Here is a 25,725-nt window from a genome sequence, read left to right on the forward strand (position 1 = left end):
TCGCATAATGCAAAAAGCCCGGTGCTACCGCTCCGGGCTCAGTCCAGACTCACTATGGAGGCACTGTGAAAGCATTGCAAGGCGTTGAAGGTCATGTGGAGTGGGTTGAAGAACCAAGTCCGGCCTGTGATGTAGGGCAAGTTCGCATTCGTGTGGCGGCTGCGGGGCTCAATCGTGCCGATCTGCTGCAGCGAGCCGGACTTTATCCGCCGCCGCCAGGAGCCAGCCCGATCCTGGGGCTGGAGTGCTCCGGGATTATCAGCGAAGTCGGCCCGGGTTCGTCCTGGCAGATCGGCGATCGGGTGTGCGCGCTGCTCGCCGGTGGCGGCATGGCCGAGGAAGTGGTGGTGGATGCGCGCCATGTGCTGCCGGTGCCTGAGGGGCTGTCCCTGGTCGAGGCGGCGGCACTGCCCGAGGTCTACGCCACCGCCTGGCTCAATCTGTTCCAACTGGCGACGCTCAAGCCCGGAGAGAAGGTGCTGTTGCACGCCGGGGCCAGTGGTGTCGGTTCGGCCGCCATTCAATTGTGCAAGGCGTTCGGCAATCCGTGTTGGGTCAGTGTCGGCTCCCCCGATCGCCTGGCCTATTGCGAAAGCCTGGGTGCCCAGGGCGGTGTGGTACGCACCGATGGCCTGGAGGCGCTGCGGGACTTCGGCCCATTCGATGTCGTCCTTGATCCGGTAGGCGCCAATTACGCGGCCGACAACATCAAGTTGCTGGCCGTGGATGGGCGTTGGGTGTTGATTGGCTTGATGGGAGGGCGCGAAGCGCAATTGGACCTGGCCCAGGTTCTGGCCAAGCGCATCCAGTTGCTGGGCTCGACTCTGCGCAGCCGCAACGAGCAGTTCAAGGCTGACCTACTGAGCGACCTCGGGCAAAATGTCTGGCCGCTGTTCACCGAAGGGCGTCTGAGCCCGCAGTTGGCCAAGACCTTCCCGATTCAGGACGCTGAAGCCGCCTTCGCCGAACTGGCGACCAACAAGGTGTCGGGCAAGCTGGTGCTGGTGATCGACTCCAGCTTGATCTGAACCCTGTAGAAGCAGGCCTGCCGACGAAGGGGGCGTCAGGCCTGACAGGCTGCTGGCTGGCCGCCAGCTCCTGCACGAGCCTGCTTCGAGGATCTTGGGGGTGGGTCACTTCCAGTGATGGATCAGCCAGCCGGCCTTCTCGGCGTGCTCACGCAATACCGGGTCCGGGTTCACCACTTGCGGATGATCCACTCGCAGCAGCAACGGCAGGTCGTTGCGCGAGTCGGAGTAGAAGGTCGCGCCTTCCAGGTTTTCTTCCTCGGCATCCAGCCATTCCAGCAGACGGGTGATCTTGCCTTCGCGGTAAGTCAGGGTGCCAACGGTGCGGCCACTGTAGACCCCATGCTGCACTTCCAGCTCGATGCCCAGCACTTCGCCGATGCCTAGGCGGGCCGCTATCGGCTTCACCAGATGGGTGCCCGAGGCCGAGATCACCAGGATCCGGTCGCCGGCCTGGCGATGGGCGGCAATGGCCTTGCAGGCATCGCTGAAGATGATCGGTTCGATCACCTCTTCGACCCAGGGCTCGACCAGGTGTGCGACTTCTTGCGGCGTGCGTCCGGTCATGGGCTCCAGGCTGAAGTCCATGAACTCTTCCATGGCCAGCTTGCCATGGCTGTAGGCGTCCATCAGTTCATGGTTGCGGCGCATGAACGATTCGCTGTCGACCCAGCCCAGGCGGCCCATCTGTTCGCTCCAGAGGGTGGCGCAGTCGCCGTGAATCAGGGTTTCGTCCAGATCAAAAATTGCCAAGGCCATCAGTGCCGCTCTCTCTTCAGGATCAATTGCGTGAATGCCATCAGGCTACCTCACACAGGGCTGCCGGATCGATGGTCAATGCCAGACGCTGGCCGTCTGCATGAAGGTCATCGGCCGAACGATTGAGTACATCCACCACCAGTTCCACGCCACGGGCTTCGATCCGATAGCGGATCACGTTGCCCAGCAGGCTGTGACTGCGTACCAGGGCATCGAGTTGCCCTTCCTTGCGCAGTTCGATGGCTTCCGGGCGAATGGCGATGCGCCCGTTGACCGGCCGTTGCAACAACTTGCTGGCGCTCTCGGCGGACAGCAGGTTGTAGTTGCCGATAAAGCCCGCGGCGAAGGCATCCACCGGTGCGGTGTAGAGGGTTTCGGCGTCGCCGCTCTGGACGATCTTGCCCTGGTTCATCAGGAAGATCCGGTCGGACAGGGTCAGCGCTTCTTCCTGGTCGTGGGTGACGAAGATGGTCGTCAGTCCCAACTCCCGCTGGATGTTGCGGATCTGTTCACGCAGGTGCTTGCGGATCCGCGCATCCAGGGCCGACAGCGGTTCGTCCAGCAACAGCAGGCGCGGGCGGGTCACCAGGGAGCGGGCCAGGGCCACGCGCTGGCACTGGCCGCCGGACAGTTGATGCGGGTAGCGGCTGGCGTAGTCGTTGAGCTCCACCAGTTGCAGGGCTTCCTGCACACGCTTGTGGCTGTCGTCGGCGTTGACCTTCTGCATGCGCAGGCCAAAGGCCACGTTCTGTTCCACCGTCATGTTGGGAAACAGCGCGTAGCTCTGGAACACCATGCCGATCCCGCGTTTCTGCGGGCTCAGGGGCACGATGTCCTGGCCGTCGAGGAGGATCTTGCCGCCGTCCACCGGGGTCAGCCCGGCGATGCAGCGCAGCAGCGTGGATTTGCCGCAGCCGGACGGGCCCAGCAGGGTGACGAACTCGCCCTTGCGGATTTCGCAATTGATGTCGCTGAACACCGTGGTGCCGGCGTAGTTCTTTTGCAGGTGTTGGACGCTGACGAAGCTCATTGGCTTTTGTCCTTGTTCAAGATGTTGGCGGCCCAGGTCAGAACCAGCACAAAGAAGAAGTAGGAAATCACCAGGGCGCTGGTGAAGTGGCCGCTGCTGTTGCGCATGTTGTTCAGGTAGACCTGCAGGGTTTCATAGCGGGTGCCCACCAGGATGTTGGCGAACACGAACTCGCCGAACAGGAACGAGAACGACAGCAGCAGCGCCACCATCAGGCCCTTGCGCAGGTTCGGCAGGACCACCAGGAAGGCCGCCTGCCAGGTGCTGGCGCCGAGCAGTTGGGCGGCGTCCATCAGGTCCCGCAGGTTGATCGCCTGCAGGTTGTTGGTGATGGCCCGGTACATGAACGGCAGCGCCACGGTGAAGTAGCAGCCGATCAGGATCCAGGGCGTGCCGACCATGGCCAAGGGCCCCGAACCATAGAGCTGCAGCAGGCCCACCGAGGACACCACCGGCGGCACCGCGAAGGGCAGCAGGATCAGGATGTTCATCAGCGCATCGAGCTTGGGAAAGTGGTAGTGCACCACGAACAGCAGCGGCAGGATCAAGACCACCGACAGCACCAGCGCGCCGACGCAGACCAGCAGCGACTGGCCGAAGGCGTTGAGAAAGCGCGGGTCACTCCACAGTTGCAGGTACCACTTGAAGGTCAAGCCGCTGGGCAGGATGGTGGCCGACCAACTGCTGGCGATGGAGTAGACAAAGGTCCCCAGCAGCGGCAGCAGCAGGATGGCGAACAGCAAGTAGACCACCACCCGGTGGTAGAGCGCGGCGGAGCCGGGTTCAGCGCGAGACATGGTAGCTCCTCTTCAACAGCAGCTGATGGACGATGGTCACCAGGGTCATCAGCGCTACCAGCACCACGGCCAGGGCGCTGGCCATGTTCGGATCCAGGGAGATGTCCCCCGAAACCATGGCGGCGATGCGGATCGGCAGCACGTTGAAGTTGCCGGTGGTCAGGGCATAGACCGTGGCGTAGGCGCCCAGGGCGTTGGCCAGGAGGATGACGAAGGTGCCGAGCAATGCCGGGGTCAGCACCGGCAGGCCGATATGCCGCCAGAACTGCCAGCCGCTGGCCCCCAGCAGCGCGGCGGATTCGCGCCAGTCTTCCCGCAGGGCGTCGAAGGCCGGGTAGAGCAGCAGCACGCCCAGGGGAATCTGGAAGTAGGTGTAGAGGATGATCAGCCCGGTCTTGGAGTACAGGTTGAAGTCCTGAATGATCCCCGACTGCTTGAGCATGATGGTGATGGTGCCGTTGAAACCCAGGAGGATGATGAAGGCAAAGGCCAGGGGCACACCGGCGAAGTTGCTGGTCATGTTGGCGAAGGCGTTGACGAAGTTGCGCAGCCTGGAGTCCACCCGGCGCAGCGAGTAGCTGCCCAGCACGGCGATGATGATGCCGAACACGCTGGACCAGAAACTGATCTCCAGGCTGTACTGGATGGCCTGCAGATAGAACTTCGAACTGAAGATCTTGCTGAAGTTGGCCAGGCCCCAGCCGAACTCTTCCGACTGCAGGCTGTTGATCAGCACCCATGCCAGTGGGGCGATCTGGAACACGATGAAGAACAGGGCAAAGGGCACCAGGCACAGCGCCGCCAGCCATTTGCCGCGGGTCACTGAATTCACTGCAACAGCTCCCGGCAGAAAGGTTTGTCATGGGGCACGCCCAGCAGTTGGCAGACGGTGCCGCACAGCTCGGTTTGTTTGGGCGTGGCGTTGGGGTCGAGGCTGAAGGCATCGCCGAGCACGAACAGCGGGACTTCCCGCTCCTCGGCCAGCAGGCCGTTGTGCGAGCGGTCGTTGTTCATGCCGTGGTCGGCCGTCACCAGCACCTGATAGCCGGCCTCGAGCCAGCCTTGCAGATAGTCGGCGAGGATGATGTCCGCCGAGCGCGCGCTGTTGCGGTACTGGGCGCTGTCCAGGCCGTACTTGTGCCCGGCATCGTCGATGTTCATCGGGTGCACCAGGAGCAGGTTCGGCTGATGGCGCAGGCGCAGGTGCTCCGCATCGGCGAACAGGTGGGAATCGGGGTAGTGATCGCTCCAGTAGAAGTGGCCGTACTGGATCGGCAGTTCCGGGTTGGCGGTATGGCGGTCACGGGGGGCGTTGAACGGGCTGCGGTTGTAGAGCTCGCTGACCCAATGGTAAGCCGCCGCGGCGGTGATCAGGCCGGCCTCGCGGGCATAGTGGAACAGGCTGCGCTGAGTGGACAGGCGCGAGACCTGGTTGTGCACGATGCCGCTGTCGATGGGGGCGACACCGGTGAGGATGCATTCGTACAGGGGCCGGGACAGGGCCGGCAACTCGCATTGCAACTTGTACAGGGCGGCGCGGCCTGCGCCGACGTAGGCTTGCAGGTGGCCCATGGCGTGTCGGGCCACTTCGTGGTTGAGGCCGTCGAGCACCACAAGAATGACGTTGTGCTTCATGAACGGGGAAACTCCGGGATCAGGCGGCGCATGGAACCTGTAGAAGCGGCCGCACGGCACCGCGTATGCCGGCGAAGGCGTCTGCACATTCGTGCAGGCCTGCGCCGGCAAGCCGGCTCCTACGACTGATGCAGCGTTACGGCATGTTGATGATCACTTCTTCCTGCCACTTCTGCGGCAGGGCCTTGGAGGTTTTCTCCCAGGCATCGGCGTCCTTGATCGGAGTCACGTGCTTGTACTGTTCGTTGGGCAGCAGGTTGGCCTGCACGTCCGCCGGCAGGGTCAGGTGTTCGGCGCGGATCGGCCGGGCATTGCCGCGAGCCAGGTTGGTCTGGCCGGCATCGCTAAAGATGTATTCGCGGGTCAGCTTGGCGGCGTTGGGGTGCTTGGCGTACTTGTTGATGATGGTGGTGTAGCCGGAGATCACCGAGCCATCGGACGGGATCAGTACTTCGTAGTCGTCCTTGTTGATCATCTTGTTGCGGTAGCTCAGGCCGTTGAAGTCCCAGACCACGCCGACTTCCACTTCACCCTTTTCCATGGTGGCGATGGTCGGGTTGGCCAGGGACAGGCGACCCTGCTTGGCGATCTCGGCGAACATCAGCAGCGCCGGCTGGATGTTCTTCTCGTCGCCTCCCTTGGCGATGGCCGCTGCCAGTACGCCGTTGGCGGCCTGGGCGGCGGTGCTCACGTCACCGATGGAAACCTTGTACTTGCCTTTTTCCAGGTCGGCCCAGCTCTTGGGTGCTTCGGAACCGTGCAGCAGCTTCTTGTTGATGATGAAGGCGATGGTGCCGGTGTAGGCCAGCGCCCAATTGCCGTCCTTGTCCTTGGCCCAGTCCGGGACCTGGGCCCAGGTGCTCGGTTTGTAAGGCTGGGCTACGCCCTGCTTGACCGCGATCGGGCCGAAGGCCGCGCCGACGTCGCCGATGTCGGCACTGGCGTTGTCTTTCTCGGCGGCGAACTTGGCGATCTCCTGGGCCGAGCTCATGTCGGTATCGATGTGCTTGAGGCCGTAGGTTTTCGCCAGGTCCTCCCAGGTGCCTTTCCAGTTGGCCCAGTCATCGGGCATGCCGACGCTGTTGACCGCGCCTTCTGCTTTCGCAGCGGCTTCCAGGGTTTTCAAATCGTTATCAGCAGCCATGGCGGCGGTGCACAGGGCAATGGTCGAGCCTAACAGTGATGCCAGGAAAAGCTGTTTCATCCGAAGCTCCTTTGGGCGTGTTCAACGCTGCGTTTTTATCGACGGTCTTGCGGTGGGTTGGTCTAGGTCAGCAATACCTGAGCCAATTTAGGCGTGTTGGATGACACTTTGATGTCGGTGCCAACGGTCGGCGCATGGATTCGGGCGCAGGTCCGGCGCTGCGAAATAAGCGTAGACCATGAGCAAACACCCGTTCTGCAAGGATCTGGCGGGCAATTTGCAGGTTCGCCAGGGGGCCGCTCGGCGGCTTTGTCATCTCTCAGTCATATGCATTGCCTAGGCTTTGGACACGGCTGCGGAGCGCTGTCCCGACCACTGCACTGCCCTGAAACAGTGCTGGTCTAGTCCAGATAGGTAACGTTGATGCGTATTGATGCAACCAAAGCGGTGACAGCCATCGGCCAGGTCCTGCAGGAGCAGATCGCCCATGGTCTGTTGGCGCCGGGCAGCAAGCTGCCGGCCGAGCGCAAGCTCAGCGAGCTGTTCGCCACCACCCGGATCACCGTGCGCGAGGCCTTGCTGCAACTGGAGGCCCAGGGGCAGATCTACCGTGAGGAGCGCCGGGGCTGGTTCGTTTCGCCGCCGCGGCTGGCCTACAACCTGATGCAGCGCAGCCACTTCCACGCCATGGTCAGTGCCCAGGGACGAGTGCCTTCCACCGAGGTGATCTCGGCACGCCTGCAACCGGCTTCGGCGGCGGTCTGCGCCTGGCTGCAGCTACCGGCGCTGTCCAGCGTGATCCAGATCTGCCGGGCGCGGCGCATCGACGACCGGCTGGTGCTGTACGTGGAGCACTACCTGAACCCCAAGTACTTTCCGCACATTCTCGAGCTGGATTTGAACCAGTCGATCACCGAGCTCTATGCCCGGCATTACGACCTGCATTACGGGCGGGTGCGCTTCGAGATCGTGCCCACCTCCTTGCAGCCGGAAGCGGCGGCGGCCTTGAAGGTTTCGGTGGGCAGTCCCGGGCTGCGCATCGCCCGGGTCAACTATGACCAGCACGAGCGGCTGATCGATTGTGATCTGGAGTTCTGGCGGCATGACGCAATTCATGTCGGCGTTGACGTGCTTTAGAGGCCGGTGCCGTTCGCCGGCAGCCGGCTCCTACAGGGTCATTGTTTCTCCGGGGCGCTGCCGGGGGTGATCACTTGAATGCTCATGCGCGGGGTGGCCAGGTCCAGCCCGGCTTCGTCCAGGTGACGCTTGAGGGACAGGTTGAAGGCCCGGGACACTTCCCATTGCTTGATTGGCGCAGTCTTGAAGCGAGCCCGGAGGATGGCGCTGCCGGACTCGAAGCTTTCCACGCCCTGAATCTCCAGCGGTGACCAGATATTGCGCCGCTGCAACGGGTCGGTGCGCATCTTCTGGCCGACATCGCGCATCAGCTTGATCGCGTCGTCGATCTCCATGTTGTAGGGAATCGCCACGCGGAAGATCGCGTAGCCGAACTCCCGGGAGTAGTTCTTGATGCTCTTGATTTCGCTGAACGGGATGGTGTGCACGATGCCGTCGATGTCCCGCAGGCGCACGGTGCGGATGGTCAGGCCCTCGACGGTGCCCAGGTGGCCGCCGACATCCACGTAGTCGTCGATGGCCAGGGAGTCCTCGATGATGATGAACAGACCGGTGATCAGGTCCGCCACCAGGGACTGGGCGCCGAAACCGATGGCCAGACCGATGACGCCGGCACCGGCCAGCAGCGGCGTGACGTTCATGCCCATGTTGGCCAGGGCGACGATGGTGGCAATGATGAAGATCGCCACGAACAGCACGTTGCGGATCAGCGGCATCATGGTTTGCGCGCGGGCGTTGGCCAGGCCCTTGCGCGAGCGGGTCAGGGCGTGATGCACCGCGGTGTCACTGAGAATCCAAATCAGCCAGGCGAAGATCAGGGTACCGCCGAGGCTGAACAGCTTGACGCTGACTTCATGGCCGTCGCCTTCGGTGAAGCGGATCAGCGACATGCCCCAGACCCGCAGGCCCAGTTCGATGAACGCCAGCCACACCGCCAGGTGGGCCAGGGTATAGAAGAAGCTTTTCAGCCTTTCGGAGTACAGCGCGTGGCGCTTGTGGCCCCGTTGCGGCTTGAGCGCATGACGCCGCACCAGGCCGTTGATCACCATGCACAGCACCAGCAGCACGGTGCACAGCAGGGACTGGCGCAGGGCGGTGCTGGTGTCGCCGGCGGACACGAAGGTGGCGAACAGGGAAATCCCGACCAGCACCAGGGCCGGCAGGTACCAGAAGGTGCCGATGATTTCGATGGTGTCGCTCAGGGCCCGGCGGGTCAGGCGCCGGGACAACGGTTGGTTGCGGATCAGGTGGGCGATTGGCCGGCGGAAACGCAGGATGAACACCCCGGTGGACAGCGCCGCCATCACATTGGCGAAGGTCGCCGCGGTATGGGCCAGGTGCTGGCCGAGGCTGGCCACCATGCGCGGGTCGCTCAGGGCTTCGCCAAAGGCGGCGAAACTGCCGATCCACCACAGCGGGCGGAAGGCCTGGCGGCGCAGGATGTACAGCGCGCGATGGCGGTGCGGGCCATCGAGCACAGAGAACGCCACCACGCAGATCGCCGAGAAACAGGTGCCCACCACCAGCGCGTAGGCCAGGACCATGGCCAGGTCCTTGCCCAGGGAAGAAGGCAGGGAATAGGTCATGTAGACGGTGATCAGCAGGGCGATCAGCCAGGGGCCGAGCTTGCGCAGGGCGAAACGCAGCAAGTCCCAGGTCTTGGGATGCTGGGGCAGTTCGTCGGTGAGGCCAAAACGCAGGCGCACCCGGTGACTGAGCCAGATCAACGCCGCCGCCAACAGGCTCCAGACCATGAGGATCAGGGCAAAGGCAAAGATGATCGGCAGCCATTGGCTGGCCGGCAGCATCAGCGCGGCCAGTTCTTCCTGGGCCAGATCGAACTCGTCGGTCCAGCGGTTGACCGGACTGTCGGCACCGGAGAACTGCTTCTCAAGGCTGCTCAGGGTGCCACCGATCAAGCCCAGTACGCCTTCCTCTGGGGTGGGTTGAGCTTTTTTCGTGGCGTCCCGGAGCTTCTTCAGGTCCGCCAGCAGCTTCGCCCGTTGCTGGTCGTTCTCCAGGGACTTGATCACCTCGTCCAGGGATTGTCCCAGGGGTTCCTCGGCCTGGGGCTGTGCCTTGGTCTGGCTGCCCAGCAGGCCAGGCAGGCCCACCGCCTGGGCGCTGCTCAGCGGCAGCAGGGTCAGCAGGCAGACAAGTGCATAGCAGGGCAGGGCGAAAAGACGAGCAAACACTGGGCGGTCAACCTCGCAGGCAAAAGGATCGACCGAGTGTACGAGGCCACCAAATTCAATGCGAGGGCAGGCGCCGCATTTATTCCGCGAGCTTGGCCAGGATCTTGTAGACCACGGTGCCGAGAATCAGCAGCATGCCGATCCACATGCTGAACACCCCGAGGTTCTTGTCCCGGAAGTTGAAGCCGATGGCCAACAGGATCATGCCCGTGAGAATCGGGATGAGCATGGAATGGAACGAAGACATCGAGATCATGGCGACGGCCTTGTCTGAAGAGGTACTCATGAGTCTAGGTCGCTTTGTCGCGACCTGGGTTGATGTGTATCAGGAGCCGGCGGGCGTGGAGGTCCACGCCCGCCGCATGCCTTACGGCAGTTCGCGGCTGGCGTAGAAGGCGCTCAGCACTTTCACCAGGTGGGCCAGGTCATGGCTGCCGCACAGTTCGCGGATCGAATGCATGGCGAAGGTCGGCAGGCCGATATCCACGGTGCGCACCCCCAGGTGGCTGGCGGTGATCGGGCCTATGGTCGAGCCGCAGCCCATGTCGCTGCGCACCACGAAGCTCTGCACCGGCACTTCTTCGGCCATGCACAGGTGGCGGAAGAAACCGGCGGTTTCGCTGTTGGTGGCGTAACGCTGATTGCTGTTGACCTTGATCACCGGGCCGGCATTGAGTTTCGGGCCGTGGTTGGCGTCGTGCTTGTCCGCGTAGTTGGGGTGCACGCCGTGGGCATTGTCGGCGGACACCAGCAGCGATTTCTGGATGGTGCGCACGAACTCGTCGCCTTCGGGCAACAGGCGACGCAAGGTCTGTTCGAGCATCGGACCGTCGGCGCCGCAGGCCGAGCAGGAGCCGACTTCCTCGTGGTCGTTGCACACCAGCACGCAGGTTTCTTCGCTGTCGGCGTTCAACAGGGCCTGCAATCCGGCGTAGCAGGACAGCAGGTTGTCCAGGCGCGCACCGGCAATGAAATCGCCATGCAGGCCGATTACCGCAGCGCTCTGGGTGTCATAGAAACTCAACTCGTAGTCCAGCACCACGTCGGCGTTCAGGCCGTGTTCCCGAGCCAGCTGGTCGGTGAGTACCGCACGGAAATCCACGCGCTCGTCGCCGGCGAACTGGGCCAGGATCGGCGGCAGTTCATTTTGTGCATTGATCGCCCAGCCCTGGTTGGCTTCCCGGTTGAGGTGAATGGCCAGGTTGGGAATGATCGCGATCGGTGTCTTGAAATCGATCAGTTGGCTTTCCACCTTGCCATCGCGGCGGAAAGTCACGCGGCCTGCCAGGGACAGATCGCGGTCGAACCAGGGCGCCAGCAGCGCGCCGCCGTAGACTTCCACGCCCAGCTGCCAGAAGCCCTGGCGCTGCAGTTCCGGTTGCGGCTTGACCCGCAGGCACGGACTGTCGGTGTGCGCGCCCACCAGGCGGATACCGCCTTGCAACGGCGAGTGCCGTCCCAGCTTGAAGGCGACGATGGAGGAGTCGTTACGGGTGACGTAGTAGCGACCGTTGGCCTCGGTGGTCCATGGCTCGCGCTCGTCGAGGCGTTGATAACCGGCCGCTTCCAGACGTTGAACAAGGCTGGCAGTGGCATGGAAAGGGGTAGGGGAGGCCTTGAGGAAGTCGATCAGGCCTTGGTTCAACTCTTCGCGCATAAGTAGCTCCAGACAGCAGTGGCGCGAGTTTAACGTATTGGATCGCGGCGATGGGCAAGAGCGTTTGAAGCTGGTTGCCCATCGACAGCAGAACCCACGTCAGCGGTTCGTTGATGCCAACTGCTCGCGCAGATAATTCAGGATGGCCTCTTGGTCTTCCTGGCTCGCGGGTTTGGGCAACACCTTCGGCCAGGAGCCACTGTCGAGATTGAGCAATCGTTGTTGTTTCTGCGGATCCCAGCGCCCGATCTCCCGGGACGCGTTTTTCCACCACTCGTGCCTGCAGGCCAAGTGGTAAGGATTGCTGGACAGCGCGTTTCCATAATGCAGGTCCCGGGCAATCTTTTTTAATTCACCGTCGAGTTTACGTAGGCGCCACTTAATTTGAAGTTGTTTCCAAAGCGAGGGCTCGGGCACCTGGCGTGGAAGTTCTCGAGATAGCGAGATCAGTTCGCAACGATAGTCTTCGCCGTGAAGTGCGAAAAAGCGCGCCTGCATCGTGTGGAAGAAACGCTTTTTGGCAAAGTAGTGATAGACGTACTTCTTGGTTTCCTGCACGGGCTTGTCACGCATTGCAAATGACAAAGCAATCTGTTCGATCGTGTGGATATCGAACGGGGCCTGAGTCCACTCATCGATATAACCGATGGACTTTTCCAGCAGTGGTGTATCGCTGTTGGTCAGTCCGCACAGGCCACTGTTGTAGAGCTTGAAATCGCTGTCAGGCTTTATGCCATGCGTTTGCAGGCATGCACCAAGCTTGAGGTAATTCTGACGCGTACTCACATCTCGCCAATGGTATTCAAACTCATCCATCAAGTAGTGCTGAGGACTGATCTTTTTCAGTAGCTGATGAGGGTTTTTCAGAAAAAGTGTATCGGTGTCTGCAAAAAGGGTTTTTTCCGCGAGTTTAAGTCCGGCGGCCATTGCGCAGGCTTTGCGCCGATGGTGATAGCCGTTCTGGCCTTGCCACTGGTGCAGGATTTCTTCGTTCAAAGTGACGATATCTACCGGCCAGCCAACGTAATCCTGAGGTCGGTCGGTCATTATCCTGATGCACAGCGACTCTCCGTTACTTAACAGGCTAAGTGCTGTGAGGATGCTGAATTTGGCTTCGCGCCGATAAACCTCGTGGTTACCGTAAACCAGGTAGAGCAGTTGCTCTGGAGTTTTTACCAGGGAGTGCGGGGCAAGTGCTGCTATGCACGTCATCGGTCAAGTGTCCTTACTGAGGGCGCGGGCTGATCAGGTTGTTCTCAAAACGGCGCAGGGCAGTCGAAGCGCAGGCGCTCACCGGTCTGGGGGTGGGTGAAGCTGAGCATGCTGGCGTGCAGGCACAGGCGTGGCCAGGCAGCCAGGGCTTGCGGGTGGGCGTAGAGGCCGTCGCCCAGGAGCGGGTGGCCGATGGACAGCATGTGTACCCGCAGTTGGTGGGAGCGTCCGGTGATCGGCGTCAGTTCGACCCGGCACCAGTCGCCGCAGCGCTCCAGCACGCGCCAGAAGGTCAGGGCGTGTTTGCCGAATTCGTGATCCACCACATGCCGGGGCTTGGTTGGCGGGTCATAACGCAGGGGCAGGTCGATGCTGCCGCTGTCCAGTTCCGGCTGGCCCCAGCACAGGGCGGTGTAGGCTTTTTCGGTTTCCCGGTCATGAAACTGCCGCGACAGCTCGCGATGTGTGTCCGGGTCCCGAGCCAGGAGAATGATGCCGGAGGTTTCCCAGTCCAGTCGGTGGACGATCCGGGCTTCGGGGTAACCGTTTTCCTGCAGACGGGTGATCAGGCAGTCCTTGTTGTCGTCGGCGCGACCAGGGACTGAAAGCAGCAGGGTGGGTTTGTTCACCACCAGGACGGCGGCGTCCTGATGCAGGATGTGGATATTCGACAACGGCATTAAAACAGCCTCGTAACAAACGCCAACGGCGGCTCGCCGACCCCATTCAATGCATGAGGCCTGCGAGCCGCCGTGGCTCCTGGCGGATCAATCAGCGATCAGGCAGGGTGATATTGAGTTCCAGGATCGAGCAGCTGCCCTGGTTTTCCAGAGCGACGTGCACGTCGTCGGACCCGATATTGACGTACTTGCGGATCACTTCCACCAGTTCCTTCTGCAAGGCGGGCAAGTAATCAGGGGTGCTGCGCTGGCCGCGTTCATGCGCCACGATGATCTGTAGACGCTCTTTCGCTACCGACGCGGTGCTGACCTTTTTGCTGGCACGAAAGAAGTCAAAAAGATTCATTATCTACCTCCAAACAGGCGCTCGAAGAATCCCTTCTTCTCGACATCAAGGAACCGATGTTCCACGGTTTTGCCCAGCAGACGATCGACCGCGTCGCTGTAGGCCTGGCCCGCATCGCTCTGGTCGTCGAGAATCACCGGTACGCCCTGGTTGGAAGCCTTGAGTACCGCCTGGGATTCGGGAATCACCCCGAGCAGGGTCACTGCGAGAATTTCTTTGACGTCTTCAACGCCGAGCATTTCGCCATTGCTGACGCGCTCCGGGTTGTAGCGGGTCAGCAGCAGGTGCTCCTTGATCGCATCTTCGCCCTTTTCGGCGCGGCGGGATTTGCTGGCCAGCAGGCCGAGCATGCGGTCGGAGTCACGGACCGAGGACACTTCAGGGTTGGTCACGACGATCGCTTCGTCGGCGAAGTACATGGCCAGGTGCGCGCCTTTCTCGATACCGGCAGGCGAGTCGCAGACCACGAACTCGAAGGTTTCCTTGAGTTCCATCAGGACTTTTTCCACGCCTTCGAGGGTCAGCGCGTCCTTGTCCCGGGTCTGGCTGGCGGCCAGCACGTAGAGGTTTTCCAGGCGCTTGTCTTTGATCAGGGCTTGCTGCAGGTTGGCTTCGCCGTTCACCACGTTGACGAAGTCATACACCACGCGACGCTCGCAGCCCATGATCAGGTCGAGGTTACGCAGGCCGACGTCGAAGTCGACGATGACTGTTTTGTGACCACGCAGAGCGAGGCCGGTACCGATAGCGGCGCTGGTGGTGGTTTTACCCACGCCACCCTTGCCGGATGTAACCACGAGAATCTTGGCCAAGGTGTTTCACCCCTAAGGAAAAAGGACTTTTAGCCCCTGAAAAACATCTCTTGAAAACTACTGCAGTCGGACAGCCTTGGCTGGAGCTCGGTCAGCGGCAGGGTTCATCGTCGATAAACACTGCTGATTGCCAATTTCCTACTTCGTTTGAGCCGTAATCGCTACGTTTTAGAGATGCTTGGAAAATGCGGCAGTATCCGTTAAAGACGTGTGATGTTCAACACGTCACCCGACAGGCTGACCTGGACTCCAGAGCCCCATAGCGGGTCGCGTCGCAGGTCCTCGGAAACCTTGTACTGACCGGCGATGGAGATCAGTTCAGCGCTCAATTGCTGACAGAAAATCCGTGCCTTGGTGTCGCCTTTGACGCCAGCCAGGGCCCGGCCGCGCATCGGGCCGTATACATGGATATTGCCATCGGCGAGAAGTTCCGCTCCGGGGCTTACCGAGGACACCACCACCAGATCGCCACCCTGGGCATAGATCTGCTGTCCGCCGCGTACTGGCGAAGTGATGATGCGGGTCGGTTTGACCGTAGGCTCCGGGGGCTTTTCCGGCACTTTCTTGATTTCGCTCTCGGGCGGCTCAAGTGGCCGTTCCCGGGCACCGGAAGGCGGTAGCACCGGCAGGTCGACGGCAATCGCCGCGGCGATGTCTTCTATGCGGCTGGCACGAATGGCCAGGGTGCGCAGGCCGTGCTGGCGGCAGACGCGCATCAGCCCGGGCAGATCCACCGAGCCCTCGGCGGCAGGCAGCTTGTCCAGCGCCAGCACCAGCGGCGCATTGCTGAAGAAGTTCGGGGCCTGGGCGACTTTCGCGGCCAGTTGGCGATCAAGGCCTTCAAGGTCGTTGCGGGCCAGTTCCAGCACCGTGATGGCGAGCATGCTGCCCTTTAACTGGAACACAGGATCTTGGTCTAGCGATTCGGTTTGGCTCATGGTCTGCAGAAGGCGGCTTGTCACTAAAAGTGCCGAGACTTATAACGAGATCGCCCGCGGCCCGCAAGCCAGGGCGAACCGATGTAGAATGCGCGACCTTGTTGTCTGTCCCGGAATCTGTAATGGATCGCCCGCGTTTTCGAGCTGCATTCTTGTCTCCACGTTTCTGGCCGCTGTGGCTGGGACTTGGCGTGTTATGGCTGGTCGTCCAGCTGCCTTATCCCGTGCTCCTGCAAATCGGTCGTGCCCTGGGGGCGCTGATGTACCGGGTGGCCGGTGATCGGCGGGCGATCGCCCGGCGCAATCTGGAACTGTGCTTCCCGGAAAAGTCCGCCGCAGAGCGCAAGCGCCTGCTCAAGGAGAACTTCGCCTCCACCGGGATCGCCTTCTTCGAAATGGCCATGAGCTGGTGGTGGTCCAAGCCGCGCCTGGCGCGCCTGGCCCATGTCGAAGGGCTGGAACACCTCAAGCAGGCCCAGCGCGACGGGCATGGGGTGATTCTCATGGCCCTGCACTTCACCACCCTGGAGATCGGCGCGGCGCTGCTGGGCCAGCAGCACACCATTGACGGCATGTATCGCGAACACAAGAACCCGTTGTTCGACTTCATTCAGCGCCGTGGCCGTGAACGGCACAACCTGGACTCTCTGGCCGTCGAGCGTGAGGACGTGCGTGGCATGCTCAAGCTGCTGCGGGCCGGCCGGGCGATCTGGTACGCGCCGGATCAGGACTATGGCATCAAGCAGAGCCTGTTCGTGCCGCTGTTCGGCATCCAGGCCGCTACCGTTACCGCCACCAGCAAGTTCGCGCGTCTGGGCAAGGCCTTGGTGGTGCCTTTCACCCAGGAGCGCCTGGCCGACGGCAGTGGCTACCGCCTGGTGATCCATGCGCCGCTGACGGATTTCCCTGGCGCCACGGAAGAAGAGGATTGCCTGCGGATCAATCAGTGGGTCGAAACGGCGTTGCGCGCCTGCCCCGAGCAGTACCTATGGGCCCATCGGCGCTTCAAGAGCCGGCCGCCGGGCGAGCCCAAGCTCTACACGAAGCGCGGTTGAACTTACGGGTACTGATCGGGACCTTGTGCGCCATGGATGGAGTGAATTGATGAGTGCGGCGGAACCGGTCACCGGTTTGATTCTTTCGGGTGGTGGCGCCCGGGCGGCCTATCAGGTGGGCGTGCTGGCGGCGATTGCCGAGTTGATGGGCCCCGGGGCGCGCAATCCGTTTCCCGTGATTGTCGGCACCTCGGCCGGGGCCATCAATGCCGTCAGCCTGGCCAGTGGCGCCACGGATTTTTCCGCGGCAATCAAGCGTCTCACAGCGTTCTGGAGCAGCTTTCGCAGTGATCAGGTGATGCGCAGCGATTGGCCCGGGGTGATTCGCCAGGCCAGCCGTTTTGTCGGCCACAGTCTGCTGGGGCTTGGTGCTCAGGTGCCGGTGGCGTTGATCAACAACTCACCGTTGCGTGACCTGCTCAACCAGCACATGCACCTTTCGGGCATCAATCAGGCCATTGCCCAGGGGCAGTTGCACGCGGTGGCGGTAACGGCTTTCGGTTATGAATCCGGACAGGCGGTGACCTTCTATCAAGGGGGCGGAGTCATCAATCCCTGGTTGCGCCACCGGCGGATCGGCATTCCCACCCATCTGACGGTGGACCATCTGCTGGCCAGTGCGGCCATTCCCCTGTTGTTCGCTCCGGTCAAGCTCGACCAGGAATACTTCGGCGATGGCGCGGTGCGCCAGTCGGCGCCCATCAGTCCGGCCTTGCACCTGGGAGCCAGTCGCGTGCTGGTGGTGGGGGTCAGTGGCAACCCGCGGGGCAACGATCCGGACACCTCACTGCAGCGCACGTACACCGGGCAGCAGCCGACCCTGGCGCAGATCGGCGGCCATATGCTCAACAGCACCTTCATTGACAGCCTGGAAAGCGATATCGAGCTGCTGGAGCGACTCAATCATTTCAGTCGCCTGTTGCCGGGCAGCGCGGCGGATCGCAGCTTGGGCATTGCGCCTGTGGAAGTACTGGTGATTGCCCCGAGCCAACCGATCGACGAAATCGCGGCGCGGCATCGGCAGGAGTTACCGGCGGCGTTGCGCCTGTTTCTGCGTGGACCCGGGGCGACCCGCACCAGCGGTGCCGGGGTCCTGAGTTATCTGCTGTTCGAGGCGGCGTACTGCAGCGAGCTGATCGAACTGGGCCGCAGTGACGCCCTGGCCAAAGGGGAGGAGTTGGCGCGGTTTCTGGGACTCAAGGGCTTCGCGGGCACGCCCGCTCCTACAGAACCTGCGCCGTAGGAGCGTGCTTGCCCGCGAAGAGCGAGGTACGGGTCAACCGCACGTCGCCCAAAGCTCCGTACGGCATCAGCGGCTCGCCCAACAATCAGAAGTGGTACTTGACCAGCAGGCTGGCAGTGTCCTGGTTGGTCTCGAAGTTGCGCGAATCCTCGATACCGTACTTGTTCTTCCAGTAGTCGTATTCGAAACCGACGTACAACTGCTTGGCGCCCCAGTTCAGTGCCTTGCCCAAGTCATATTTGATCTGTGGGTTGAAGTGCAGGTTGGCGTGGTAGGTGCCCTTGGCGTTCTGGTCGTTGTCCACCACCCAGTCCATGAATCCGTCGATCAGGATGTCCGAGCGGCCCACGGGAATGGTGTAGGACCACACCGGAGTGATCTGCCAGACGTTGTCGCCCGGGCGGCTGCCTTCGGTGTGACGCTGGTAGAAGTTCAGCTGGAAGTAGTCGAAGCCCGGTACTGCCAGGTCGAAGCCCGGGCCGATCAGGTAGGACTCATTGTCGCCTTCGCCGAATTCGTAAGTGAACGCCAGGAGCACGTCCTTGATCGGGCCGAATTCCAGTTTCTGGTCGAAGATCTTGCCGAACGACAAGCGTGGCGAGAACTCGCCGTAGTAGGTGTCGGGGCCGACGTTGCCGTCTTCCTTGCCGTTGTAGAAGATCCGGTCGAGGAAGAAGAAGTTGTCGCCGTACTTCCAGGCGTCGGCATGTTCGAAGGTCACCGTCTGTTGAATCTGCGGGTTGACCTCGAAGTTCTTGCCGTACAAGTAAGTCAGGCTGTTGTTCTGCCACTGCAACAGGTCGCCAGCCACGGCCTGTCCCCCCACCAGCGCACTGGCGGCCAACATCAGGCTCTTGCACATCGGTTTCATTCGGTTGCTCCCAAGTAGGTAGTTCCACGTTTTTATGGCTCGGCGCTCTGGTATGGCGCCTTTTTTCTTTGCTTTAAAAAACCATCCGATCGGTCAGCTTTGTTGCTGGTAGCAAGAGCTGAGCCAAGGCCGAAAAAAAGCAAAAAAACTCCCGGTCGGCTGTAGCAATACAGTCGAACGAGAGTGTTTCGAGCATTGATTTCGTGCGCCTCGAGACCTGTCCTGGCCGGGATAAGTTGGCCTTCAGGTCAGGTTTTTCATCCGGGCTTTTTTTTAGACCGGATTTGCGCGGCCGCGGAGAATACTGGCTCCCACGGCAGGGCTCAAGTGCTCTGCAACAGCGCACTGGCAGCCACTTTGGGGCAGGCAGACCGCACATCTCAGCGCGCTGTCCGTACTGAGAGGCGCAGAAACCGCGCGGACGACCCGCCATCAGGGGCGCAGTGGGTGGCCGCAAGTGGGTGAGCGGCGGACAGTTGTCGGGCTGGTGCAGGCTGCATGGCGGGCTCCCTGTTTATTCTTGTTTTCAAGGCGCGGCGTTGTTGGGCAGTGATCGGTGCAGGGCTGGCGAGCACTGCACTCATGCATGAGCGGTGAGGCAGGGATCGGGGCGCCGGTCCGGCGCCCTGGTCAAGCCTTAATGCTGGTGAGCCTGTTCAGCGTTGCTGATGGCGCGCTCGGTACCCCCGAGAATGTTGAACAGCAGGTTCAGCACCAGGGCGCTCAAGGTCGCCATGGCAATGCCGCTGTGGGTGATGGGGCTCATCCACAGCGGCAGGTGGGCAAAGAACTCCGGGCGCACCACGGGAATCAGGCCCATGCCGATGCTCACCGCCACCAGCAGTTGATTGCGCCGGTCGCCAATATCGGCTTCCTGGAGGATCTTGATCCCGGTGGCGGCCACCATGCCGAACATGGCGATGGCTGCGCCGCCCAGTACCGCTGGAGGAATCGAGGCTACCAGGAACGCCGCCTTGGGCAGCAGGCTGAGGATGATCAGCAGGCCGCCGGCAACGATGGTCACGGAACGGCAGCGCACCCCGGTCATCTGCACCAGGCCGATGTTCTGGGCGAACGAAGAGTGGGTGAAGGTGTTGAGGAAACCGGCGAAGAACGAGGCGCCGGCATCACACAGCAGGCCACGGCGCAGCATGCGCGGGGTGACCTCCTGGCCGGTGATCTTGCCCAGGGCCAGGAACATCCCGGTGGATTCGACAAAGATGATCACCACCACCAGGCACATGGACAGGATGGGCGCCAGGTGGAACTGCGGCATGCCGAAGTGCAGCGGGGTGACGACCTGCAGCCAGGGCGCCTGGGCCATGCCGCTGAGGTCGACCATGCCGATCATGCCGCACAGCACGTAGCCAAGGCCCATGCCGATCAGCACGGAAATGTTCACCCAGAAACCACGCATGAAACGATGGATCAGCAGGATGGTGCCCAGCACCAGTGCAGCGATGGTCAGGTAGATGGGCGAACCGAACTGCGCGGTACTGCTGCCACCGCCGGCCCAGTTCACCGCCACCGGAAACAGTGACAGGCCGATCGAGGTGATCACCGTGCCGGTGACCAGGGGCGGGAAGAAGCGCACCACCTTGGACATGAACGGCGCAATCAGCATGCCGAAGAAGCCTGCGGCGATGGTGGCGCCAAAGATGCCCTGCATGCCGATGCCGGGCATACCGGCCATGGCCACCATGCTGCCTACGGCGGCAAAACTGGCGCCCATCATCACCGGCATGCGAATGCCCATGGGGCCGATGCCCATCGACTGGACGATGGTGGCGATTCCGGCCACCAGCAGGTCGGCATTGATCAGGAAGGCGATTTCTTCACGACTCAGGCCCGCGGCCTGTCCGATGATCAGCGGCACCGCAATTGCACCGCCATACATCAGCAGAACGTGTTGCAGCCCCACCAGGATCAGTTGCAGGAAAGGCAAGCGCACAATGGCGGGCGCGGCGGGGACGCACTGTTCGGATGAATCGGACATGCAACACCTCGAATCTTTTTATTCTTGTGATTTAACCGCTGCGTCTTGGTGCGCAACGGGTTTGCCGCGGACGAATCTTGGACGGCTGACGGCAATCAAGCCCGCCCCTACAGATGAATCCGGTTCTGTAGGAGCGAGCTTGCTCGCGAAGCAGCCTGGGTGCAGGCACTGATCAGTGGGTCTGGGCCCCCTGGGCAATCCAGGCGCCGATCAATTCACGTTCCTGCTGGGTCATCTGGGTGATGTTGCCCAGCGGCATGATCTGGCTGGTCACGGCCTGGGCCTGGATACGCGCAGCTTGCAGGCGGATCTGTTCCGGTGTGTCGAACATCACCCCGGCCGGCGCGGCGCTGAACAGCGGGCTGGTGGGCTTGGCCGAGTGGCAGACCGCGCAACGCTCCTGTATCACGCTGTGCACCTTGTCGAAGGCCGGGCCGGCATTCGAAGCCTGCGCCGGGGCGCTGGCCGCGGCAGGCGCAGCTGACGCTGGTGCTGGCTGAGCTTCGGTCGTGGTTGCCGGTTTGCCACCCAGGGCGGTTTCCGGCAATGGCTGGAACTGGGTCTGGGCAGGGGCCTTGGCCACGTCCGCAGCACTGGGCGCTGGCGTCGGACCGGTCACATAGGCCAGGCAGATCATGCCCAGCGCCGCCACGGGCAGGGTCCAGGCGAACTTGTGGCTGTCATGACGGGTGTTGAAGTAGTGACGCACCAGCACTGCCAGGACCGCGATCCCGGCCAGGATCAACCAGTTGTACTGGCTGCCGTAGGTGCTCGGGAAGTGGTTGCTGATCATGATGAACAGCACGGGCAGGGTGAAGTAGTTGTTGTGACGCGAACGCAACAGGCCCTTGGCCGGCAGGGTCGGGTCGGGGGTGCGGTTTTCCGCGATCGCCGCCACCAGCGCGCGCTGGGCCGGCATGATGATGCGGAACACGTTGCCCACCATGATGGTGCCGATGATTGCACCCACATGCAGGTACGCGCCTCGGCCGCTGAACACCTTGCTGAAGCCGTAGGCGGCGCCGATCAGCAGGAGGAACAGAATGAAGCCGAGCAGGGCGGGTTTCTTGCCCAGTGGCGAGTCGCAGAGGAAGTCGTAGACGAACCAGCCGGCGATCAGCGCACCGATCCCGATGGCCACGCCTTCAGGGCCGGTCAGGCCGCTGCCGGGAGCCACCAGGTAGAGCATCGGGTTGTAGTAGAACACCAGGCACAGCAGGGCGATCCCCGACATCCAGGTGAAGTAGGCTTCCCACTTGAACCAGTGCAGGTTCTCCGGCATCGAGGGAGGGGCCAGCTTGTATTTTTCCAGGTGATAGATACCGCCACCGTGAATCGCCCAGAGGTCGCCGGACAGGCCGTCCTTGGGGTTGACGCGATTGAGGTTGTTCTCCAGCCAGACGAAGTAGAACGATGCGCCGATCCAGGCCACACCAGTGATCATATGTACCCAACGCACGCTCAGGTTGAGCCATTCCAACAGATGTGCTTCCACAGTCTTTACCTCTTGCCTGTCACCCTTGTTGTCGAGTGATCAGGCCTTCTCTTATTGGTGGGGGGCGAGGATCAAACGCTCATCCTCTTTGAAGAAATGCTCATCGCAGTTATTGCCTTTGCCACTGCGATCAACCACCAGGAAGTCATCCCGCTTTTCGATCGTCAGCACCGGGTGGTGCCAGACGCCGCGATGGTAATTGATGCCCTGCCTGCCATTGCTGACGAAGGCGCGGACCAAGCCTGATACAGGTTCATCGCCAAGTGGCGCGACCACGATCAGAAAGGGGTTGCCGAGCAGCGGGATGAAGGCCTGGCTGCCCAGCGGATGGCGTTCCAGCATGCGAATGGTCAAGGGCATTTCCAGCGCGTCGGCGCGGAAGATGCTGATGATCGCTTCGTCCTCCGGCTGGGCGGTTTCAACCGTCGCCAGGCGGTGGAAGCGCATGGTCGAACCATTGTTGATCATGAAGTGGTCGCTGCCGTCGGTCTCGATTACGTCACCGAAGGGGGCGAAGGCTTCTTTGCTCAGGGGTTCAATCACTAATGTGCGCATGCTGTTCTTCTTATGTTCTCTGATAAGGGTGTCGGTTCATCATCCCCTGGCGCCGCCGGCTTGCCGGCGACGGCGGCCTCAAGCGGAGCGGGGATGCTGAGCTGCCGCTACAGGGCCTGTAGGCGGAACAGGGCGATCTTGTTGATCTCGGCCAGCGCGCATTTGAACTCGGTATCCACGGTGTTGTGGATGCGGGTTTCGAACGCGGCGAGGATCTGGTGCCGGTTGCTGCCCTTCACCGCCATGATGAAGGGAAACTTGAACTTGGCCTTGTAGGCATCGTTCAACTCGGTGAAACGCTGGAACTCTTCGGCCGTGCATTGGTGAATGCCGGCACCGGCCTGTTCGTTGGTGCTGGCTTCGGTCAGCTGGCCCTGGACGGCGGCTTTGCCGGCCAGGTCCGGGTGAGCGTTGATCAGTGCCAATTGGGCGGCGTGATCGGCGCTCAAGAGGATATCGCTCATGCGCTGGTGCAGGCCTTCGATCTGGTCGACGGAGGCGTCGAGGCCCAGGTCGTAGGCTTTTTCAGCCACCCACGGCGAATGCTCGTAGATGTCGGCGAAGGCCTTGACGAAGGCTTCACGGCTCAGGCTCGAGGGCTTGAGGCTCTGGAAGGCGGTCATTTCGTCGCTCCCTGGTAAGGATGGGTCTGTTGCCAGTGGCGGGCGATGTCGACGCGGCGGGTGAACCAGACCTGTTCATGGCCTTTGACGTACTCGATGAAGCGCTTGAGCGAAGCCAGGCGTGCAGGGCGGCCGATCAGGCGGCAGTGCAGGCCGATGGAGAGCATCTTCGGCGCTTCGGCACCTTCGGCGTAGAGCACGTCGAAAGCGTCTTTGAGGTAGTGGAAGAAGTCGTCGCCCTTGTTGAAGCCTTGCACTTGGGTGAAGCGCATGTCGTTGGTGTCCAGGGTGTAAGGGATCACCAGGTGGGGCTTGCCGGTAGGGTTGTTGGGTTCCCAGTAGGGCAGGTCATCGTCGTAGGTATCGCAGTCGTAGAGGAAACCGCCTTCCTCCATCACCAGGCGCCGGGTGTTCGGGCCGGTGCGGCCGGTGTACCAGCCCAGGGGGCGCTCGCCGGTGATCTCGGTGAGGATGCGGATGGCTTCGAGCATGTGCTCGCGTTCCTGGGCCTCGTCCATGTACTGGTAGTCGATCCAGCGGTAGCCGTGGCTGCAGATCTCGTGACCGGCTTCGACCATGGCGCGGATCACGTCCGGGTGGCGCTGGGCGGCCATGGCCACGGCGAAGATGGTCAGCGGAATGTCGAATTCCTTGAACAGCTTGAGAATCCGCCAGACGCCGGCGCGGCTGCCGTACTCGTAAAGCGATTCCATGCTCATGTTGCGCTCGCCCTGCAGCGGCTGCGCCGAAACCATTTCCGACAGAAAGGCTTCCGATTCCTTGTCGCCATGAAGAATGTTGCGCTCGCCGCCTTCTTCGTAATTGAGCACGAAGGACAGGGCGATGCGGGCATTGCCCGGCCAGTGAGGATGAGGAGGGGTGGAGCCGTAACCGATCAGGTCGCGAGGGTAGTCAGCGCTCACTGCAGTCTTCCTTCTTGTTCGTGATAACGGTGGCGTGGCGGAACCTGAAGCCGGGAAGCCAGGTGGGCGTCACTGCGATGGGGCGATTGTATACAAATTTATATTCAGTTTGTAAGCCCGTTTTTTTGCATTTTTCCGCTTTTGTCACGACGGATCCTGCTTGCAAGAAACTTGCCCGGTTGGTCAGCTTATGCCTGGAGAGTCGCCTGCTGCTGAGGTTTGGAGGGCGATTCGCAAGTTGCCGGGGAGGGCACCGGTTGTGGGCATATTTGTGATTATTATTGTGTACAATTTTTTTGAAAAATGTCTTAATCGGAACCTCTCCGCAGCCTTTTCACTGCTGAAACGCCGCGGTCCCCTTTCAATCACTGACTCCGGGAGGCGCGAGGCCTGTTCACTCATTGGGCGACAGGCACGCAGAATCAATGGGACGTTTGACTACACATGTTTTGGATGCCGCACATGGCTGCCCTGGCAGCGCTATCAAGGTCGAGCTGTATCGGGTTGAAGGGACGCAGCTGGAACTGGTCGCCAGCGCCCTGACCAATAGCGATGGCCGCTGCGACAGTCCCTTGCTGCAGGGGGAAGACTACCGCTCCGGGGTCTACCAGTTGCAGTTCCATGCCGGTGACTACTACCGCGCCCGAGGCGTGCCACTGCCGCAGCCGGCCTTTCTGGATGTAGTGGTGCTGCGTTTTGGCATCAGTGCCGAGCAGGAGCATTACCACGTGCCGCTGTTGATCTCGCCTTACAGCTATTCGACCTACAGAGGAAGCTAGGACTTACCCCCAAGAATCCTGCGCAAATAGCTTCTTTTGGTCCTTGCCCGCTCACACTGCGGGCTTTTTTTCGTCCTGTTGAAAGTGCCGCCGGTGCAGGTGGCTATTGGCGGGTTGGCAACAAGCGTGTCAACGACTCAGGAGGGATGCAGCTCCAGCCGCGCCGAACAGTCCGGCGCTGAGGCGATTGAACCAACTCTGGCCCTTGCCGGTGCGCAGGTAGCCGGCGGCGCCGCGGGCGCCAAGGCCGTAGGCCAGCTTGCAGCCCAGGTCCAGCAGGGTCCAGGTGGCGAGCATGATCAGCAGTTGCGGCATAAACGGTTGCTGGGCGCTGAGAAACTGCGGCAAGAAGGCGGCGAAAAACAGAATGTCCTTCGGATTGCTCGCCCCCAGGACAAAAGCGCGCCCGAACAGTGCACGAAAGCGCGGTATCGGTGCGGCATCCATCAACACGGCGCCTTGCTTGTGCAGCCGTGACTGCAGCCAGCTTTGCCGGGCCAGATAGAACAGGTAAAGCGCGCCGACGATCTTCAAGGTGCTGAACAGCTGTTCCGAGGCCATCAACACCGCCCCCAGGCCCAGGGCCGATGCGCTCAACAGGCAGATCGAGGCCAGCACGCCACCCAGAAACGCCGGGTAGGAGCGGCGCAGGCCATGGTTCAGGCTGTTGCTGATCATCAGCAAGGACAAGGGCCCGGGGATCAGAATCACCACCAGTGCAGCGCCACTGAACAACAGCCAGGTTTCCGGGTTCATCACGTTCTCTCCATGCGCAAAAGCCCCATCCGGCGGGATGGGGCAGGTGAAGCCGGAGC

Annotated in this window: 26 protein-coding genes; 5 read left to right on the plus strand and 21 right to left on the minus strand. The window is 61.7% G+C overall.

What is annotated here, in order from left to right; translation table 11 throughout:
- Positions 1-65 precede the first annotated feature (65 nt).
- Positions 66-1,028 (plus strand): NAD(P)H-quinone oxidoreductase, encoded by a 963-nt coding sequence (locus ACMGG8_RS12690; protein ID WP_414159654.1) that lies wholly within the window; start codon positions 66-68, stop codon positions 1,026-1,028.
- A gap of 105 nt (positions 1,029-1,133) precedes the next feature.
- Here ACMGG8_RS12690 and ACMGG8_RS12695 read toward each other — a convergent pair whose 3' ends face one another.
- The 6 genes from ACMGG8_RS12695 to ACMGG8_RS12720 form a co-directional block, all read right to left on the minus strand.
- The gene (locus ACMGG8_RS12695; protein ID WP_414159655.1) at positions 1,134-1,787 is read right to left on the minus strand and encodes an HAD family hydrolase; all 654 of its coding nucleotides are present in this window, start codon (positions 1,785-1,787) and stop codon (positions 1,134-1,136) included.
- A 40-nt stretch (positions 1,788-1,827) separates the two neighbouring features.
- The gene (locus tag ACMGG8_RS12700; protein ID WP_060840511.1) at positions 1,828-2,817 is read right to left on the minus strand and encodes an ABC transporter ATP-binding protein; all 990 of its coding nucleotides are present in this window, start codon (positions 2,815-2,817) and stop codon (positions 1,828-1,830) included.
- Positions 2,814-3,614, minus strand: coding sequence for an ABC transporter permease (locus ACMGG8_RS12705; RefSeq protein ID WP_060840510.1), 801 nt, complete (start codon positions 3,612-3,614; stop codon positions 2,814-2,816). Before ACMGG8_RS12705 ends, ACMGG8_RS12700 begins: the two co-directional genes overlap by 4 nt.
- Entirely contained in the window at positions 3,601-4,446 is an 846-nt protein-coding gene (locus ACMGG8_RS12710; RefSeq protein ID WP_060840509.1) for an ABC transporter permease, read from the minus strand. The genes ACMGG8_RS12705 and ACMGG8_RS12710 overlap by 14 nt, the downstream gene beginning before the upstream one ends.
- Positions 4,443-5,249: an alkaline phosphatase family protein gene (locus tag ACMGG8_RS12715; RefSeq protein ID WP_414159656.1), complete on the minus strand. Its 807-nt coding sequence runs from the start codon at positions 5,247-5,249 to the stop codon at positions 4,443-4,445. The genes ACMGG8_RS12710 and ACMGG8_RS12715 overlap by 4 nt, the downstream gene beginning before the upstream one ends.
- Before the next feature lie 136 nt (positions 5,250-5,385).
- Entirely contained in the window at positions 5,386-6,453 is a 1,068-nt protein-coding gene (locus tag ACMGG8_RS12720) for an ABC transporter substrate-binding protein (RefSeq protein WP_414159657.1), read from the minus strand.
- A gap of 363 nt (positions 6,454-6,816) precedes the next feature.
- Here ACMGG8_RS12720 and ACMGG8_RS12725 point away from each other — a divergent pair, with 363 nt between their 5' ends.
- Complete coding sequence (locus ACMGG8_RS12725) at positions 6,817-7,530, plus strand: UTRA domain-containing protein (RefSeq protein WP_060840507.1); 714 nt, start codon at positions 6,817-6,819, stop codon at positions 7,528-7,530.
- Positions 7,531-7,568: 38 nt separating this feature from the next.
- Here ACMGG8_RS12725 and ACMGG8_RS12730 read toward each other — a convergent pair whose 3' ends face one another.
- The 8 genes from ACMGG8_RS12730 to minC all read right to left on the minus strand — a co-directional run bounded on the left by ACMGG8_RS12730 (position 7,569) and on the right by minC (position 15,370).
- Positions 7,569-9,725 (minus strand): mechanosensitive ion channel family protein, encoded by a 2,157-nt coding sequence (locus tag ACMGG8_RS12730; protein ID WP_060840506.1) that lies wholly within the window; start codon positions 9,723-9,725, stop codon positions 7,569-7,571.
- 79 nt (positions 9,726-9,804) lie between these two features.
- A complete protein-coding gene (locus tag ACMGG8_RS12735) occupies positions 9,805-10,011 on the minus strand; it encodes a hypothetical protein (protein ID WP_129406377.1) in 207 nt (68 codons plus the stop codon).
- A gap of 81 nt (positions 10,012-10,092) precedes the next feature.
- Positions 10,093-11,382 carry a M18 family aminopeptidase gene (locus tag ACMGG8_RS12740; protein ID WP_414159658.1) on the minus strand — a complete coding sequence of 430 codons (1,290 nt, stop codon included), beginning with the start codon at positions 11,380-11,382 and terminating at the stop codon, positions 10,093-10,095.
- Positions 11,383-11,481: 99 nt separating this feature from the next.
- Positions 11,482-12,594: a hypothetical protein gene (locus ACMGG8_RS12745; protein WP_414159659.1), complete on the minus strand. Its 1,113-nt coding sequence runs from the start codon at positions 12,592-12,594 to the stop codon at positions 11,482-11,484.
- A gap of 44 nt (positions 12,595-12,638) precedes the next feature.
- Positions 12,639-13,274 (minus strand): RluA family pseudouridine synthase, encoded by a 636-nt coding sequence (locus ACMGG8_RS12750; protein WP_060840505.1) that lies wholly within the window; start codon positions 13,272-13,274, stop codon positions 12,639-12,641.
- A 91-nt stretch (positions 13,275-13,365) separates the two neighbouring features.
- Positions 13,366-13,620 (minus strand): cell division topological specificity factor MinE, encoded by a 255-nt coding sequence (gene minE / locus ACMGG8_RS12755; RefSeq protein WP_007898843.1) that lies wholly within the window; start codon positions 13,618-13,620, stop codon positions 13,366-13,368.
- The gene (gene minD, locus ACMGG8_RS12760) at positions 13,620-14,432 is read right to left on the minus strand and encodes a septum site-determining protein MinD (RefSeq protein ID WP_011062650.1); all 813 of its coding nucleotides are present in this window, start codon (positions 14,430-14,432) and stop codon (positions 13,620-13,622) included. Before minD ends, minE begins: the two co-directional genes overlap by 1 nt.
- A 200-nt stretch (positions 14,433-14,632) precedes the next feature.
- Positions 14,633-15,370, minus strand: coding sequence for a septum site-determining protein MinC (gene minC, locus ACMGG8_RS12765; protein WP_060840504.1), 738 nt, complete (start codon positions 15,368-15,370; stop codon positions 14,633-14,635).
- Positions 15,371-15,492: 122 nt separating this feature from the next.
- Here minC and ACMGG8_RS12770 point away from each other — a divergent pair, with 122 nt between their 5' ends.
- A complete protein-coding gene (locus tag ACMGG8_RS12770; RefSeq protein WP_414159660.1) occupies positions 15,493-16,425 on the plus strand; it encodes a lipid A biosynthesis lauroyl acyltransferase in 933 nt (310 codons plus the stop codon).
- A 49-nt stretch (positions 16,426-16,474) separates the two neighbouring features.
- On the plus strand, positions 16,475-17,668 hold the full coding sequence (locus tag ACMGG8_RS12775) for a patatin-like phospholipase family protein (RefSeq protein WP_060840502.1): 1,194 nt from the start codon (positions 16,475-16,477) through the stop codon (positions 17,666-17,668).
- Between the two features lie 85 nt (positions 17,669-17,753).
- Here the strand turns inward: ACMGG8_RS12775 and ACMGG8_RS12780 are convergent, their stop codons facing one another.
- The 6 genes from ACMGG8_RS12780 to puuE all read right to left on the minus strand — a co-directional run bounded on the left by ACMGG8_RS12780 (position 17,754) and on the right by puuE (position 24,131).
- Positions 17,754-18,539 carry an outer membrane protein OmpK gene (locus tag ACMGG8_RS12780; RefSeq protein WP_060844329.1) on the minus strand — a complete coding sequence of 262 codons (786 nt, stop codon included), beginning with the start codon at positions 18,537-18,539 and terminating at the stop codon, positions 17,754-17,756.
- A 637-nt stretch (positions 18,540-19,176) separates the two neighbouring features.
- A complete protein-coding gene (locus tag ACMGG8_RS12785; RefSeq protein WP_060844328.1) occupies positions 19,177-20,535 on the minus strand; it encodes a nucleobase:cation symporter-2 family protein in 1,359 nt (452 codons plus the stop codon).
- Positions 20,536-20,707: 172 nt separating this feature from the next.
- On the minus strand, positions 20,708-22,030 hold the full coding sequence (locus tag ACMGG8_RS12790; protein ID WP_414159661.1) for a urate hydroxylase PuuD: 1,323 nt from the start codon (positions 22,028-22,030) through the stop codon (positions 20,708-20,710).
- A gap of 51 nt (positions 22,031-22,081) precedes the next feature.
- The gene (locus tag ACMGG8_RS12795) at positions 22,082-22,585 is read right to left on the minus strand and encodes an ureidoglycolate lyase (protein ID WP_016962791.1); all 504 of its coding nucleotides are present in this window, start codon (positions 22,583-22,585) and stop codon (positions 22,082-22,084) included.
- Between the two features lie 107 nt (positions 22,586-22,692).
- Positions 22,693-23,208 (minus strand): 2-oxo-4-hydroxy-4-carboxy-5-ureidoimidazoline decarboxylase, encoded by a 516-nt coding sequence (gene uraD / locus ACMGG8_RS12800; protein ID WP_060840498.1) that lies wholly within the window; start codon positions 23,206-23,208, stop codon positions 22,693-22,695.
- Complete coding sequence (puuE, locus tag ACMGG8_RS12805) at positions 23,205-24,131, minus strand: allantoinase PuuE (RefSeq protein ID WP_060840497.1); 927 nt, start codon at positions 24,129-24,131, stop codon at positions 23,205-23,207. The genes uraD and puuE overlap by 4 nt, the downstream gene beginning before the upstream one ends.
- Positions 24,132-24,556: 425 nt before the next feature.
- Between puuE and uraH the strand changes: the two genes are divergently transcribed.
- Positions 24,557-24,910 carry a hydroxyisourate hydrolase gene (gene uraH / locus ACMGG8_RS12810; RefSeq protein ID WP_060840496.1) on the plus strand — a complete coding sequence of 118 codons (354 nt, stop codon included), beginning with the start codon at positions 24,557-24,559 and terminating at the stop codon, positions 24,908-24,910.
- A gap of 129 nt (positions 24,911-25,039) precedes the next feature.
- On the opposite strand, the gene ACMGG8_RS12815 is transcribed toward uraH, so the two are convergent.
- Positions 25,040-25,666 carry a LysE family translocator gene (locus ACMGG8_RS12815; protein ID WP_414159662.1) on the minus strand — a complete coding sequence of 209 codons (627 nt, stop codon included), beginning with the start codon at positions 25,664-25,666 and terminating at the stop codon, positions 25,040-25,042.
- Between the last annotated feature and the right edge of the window lie 59 nt (positions 25,667-25,725).

It is taken from the genome of Pseudomonas sp. BNK-45 (assembly GCF_047456255.1).
Classification (GTDB): Bacteria; Pseudomonadota; Gammaproteobacteria; order Pseudomonadales; family Pseudomonadaceae; genus Aquipseudomonas.

What these genes read in the sequence shown, in the direction of transcription:
- ACMGG8_RS12695 (WP_414159655.1), bottom strand. Translation starts at nt 1,787, where the DNA reads ATGGCCTTGGCAATTTTTGATCTGGACGAAACCCTGATTCACGGCGAC.
- ACMGG8_RS12700 (WP_060840511.1), bottom strand. Translation starts at nt 2,817, where the DNA reads ATGAGCTTCGTCAGCGTCCAACACCTGCAAAAGAACTACGCCGGCACC.
- ACMGG8_RS12705 (WP_060840510.1), bottom strand. Translation starts at nt 3,614, where the DNA reads ATGTCTCGCGCTGAACCCGGCTCCGCCGCGCTCTACCACCGGGTGGTG.
- ACMGG8_RS12715 (WP_414159656.1), bottom strand. Translation starts at nt 5,249, where the DNA reads ATGAAGCACAACGTCATTCTTGTGGTGCTCGACGGCCTCAACCACGAA.
- ACMGG8_RS12720 (WP_414159657.1), bottom strand. Translation starts at nt 6,453, where the DNA reads ATGAAACAGCTTTTCCTGGCATCACTGTTAGGCTCGACCATTGCCCTG.
- ACMGG8_RS12725 (WP_060840507.1), top strand. Translation starts at nt 6,817, where the DNA reads ATGCGTATTGATGCAACCAAAGCGGTGACAGCCATCGGCCAGGTCCTG.
- ACMGG8_RS12735 (WP_129406377.1), bottom strand. Translation starts at nt 10,011, where the DNA reads ATGAGTACCTCTTCAGACAAGGCCGTCGCCATGATCTCGATGTCTTCG.
- ACMGG8_RS12740 (WP_414159658.1), bottom strand. Translation starts at nt 11,382, where the DNA reads ATGCGCGAAGAGTTGAACCAAGGCCTGATCGACTTCCTCAAGGCCTCC.
- ACMGG8_RS12745 (WP_414159659.1), bottom strand. Translation starts at nt 12,594, where the DNA reads ATGACGTGCATAGCAGCACTTGCCCCGCACTCCCTGGTAAAAACTCCA.
- ACMGG8_RS12750 (WP_060840505.1), bottom strand. Translation starts at nt 13,274, where the DNA reads ATGCCGTTGTCGAATATCCACATCCTGCATCAGGACGCCGCCGTCCTG.
- minE (WP_007898843.1), bottom strand. Translation starts at nt 13,620, where the DNA reads ATGAATCTTTTTGACTTCTTTCGTGCCAGCAAAAAGGTCAGCACCGCG.
- minC (WP_060840504.1), bottom strand. Translation starts at nt 15,370, where the DNA reads ATGAGCCAAACCGAATCGCTAGACCAAGATCCTGTGTTCCAGTTAAAG.
- ACMGG8_RS12770 (WP_414159660.1), top strand. Translation starts at nt 15,493, where the DNA reads ATGGATCGCCCGCGTTTTCGAGCTGCATTCTTGTCTCCACGTTTCTGG.
- ACMGG8_RS12775 (WP_060840502.1), top strand. Translation starts at nt 16,475, where the DNA reads ATGAGTGCGGCGGAACCGGTCACCGGTTTGATTCTTTCGGGTGGTGGC.
- ACMGG8_RS12780 (WP_060844329.1), bottom strand. Translation starts at nt 18,539, where the DNA reads ATGAAACCGATGTGCAAGAGCCTGATGTTGGCCGCCAGTGCGCTGGTG.
- ACMGG8_RS12785 (WP_060844328.1), bottom strand. Translation starts at nt 20,535, where the DNA reads ATGTCCGATTCATCCGAACAGTGCGTCCCCGCCGCGCCCGCCATTGTG.
- ACMGG8_RS12795 (WP_016962791.1), bottom strand. Translation starts at nt 22,585, where the DNA reads ATGCGCACATTAGTGATTGAACCCCTGAGCAAAGAAGCCTTCGCCCCC.
- uraD (WP_060840498.1), bottom strand. Translation starts at nt 23,208, where the DNA reads ATGACCGCCTTCCAGAGCCTCAAGCCCTCGAGCCTGAGCCGTGAAGCC.
- uraH (WP_060840496.1), top strand. Translation starts at nt 24,557, where the DNA reads ATGGGACGTTTGACTACACATGTTTTGGATGCCGCACATGGCTGCCCT.
- ACMGG8_RS12815 (WP_414159662.1), bottom strand. Translation starts at nt 25,666, where the DNA reads ATGAACCCGGAAACCTGGCTGTTGTTCAGTGGCGCTGCACTGGTGGTG.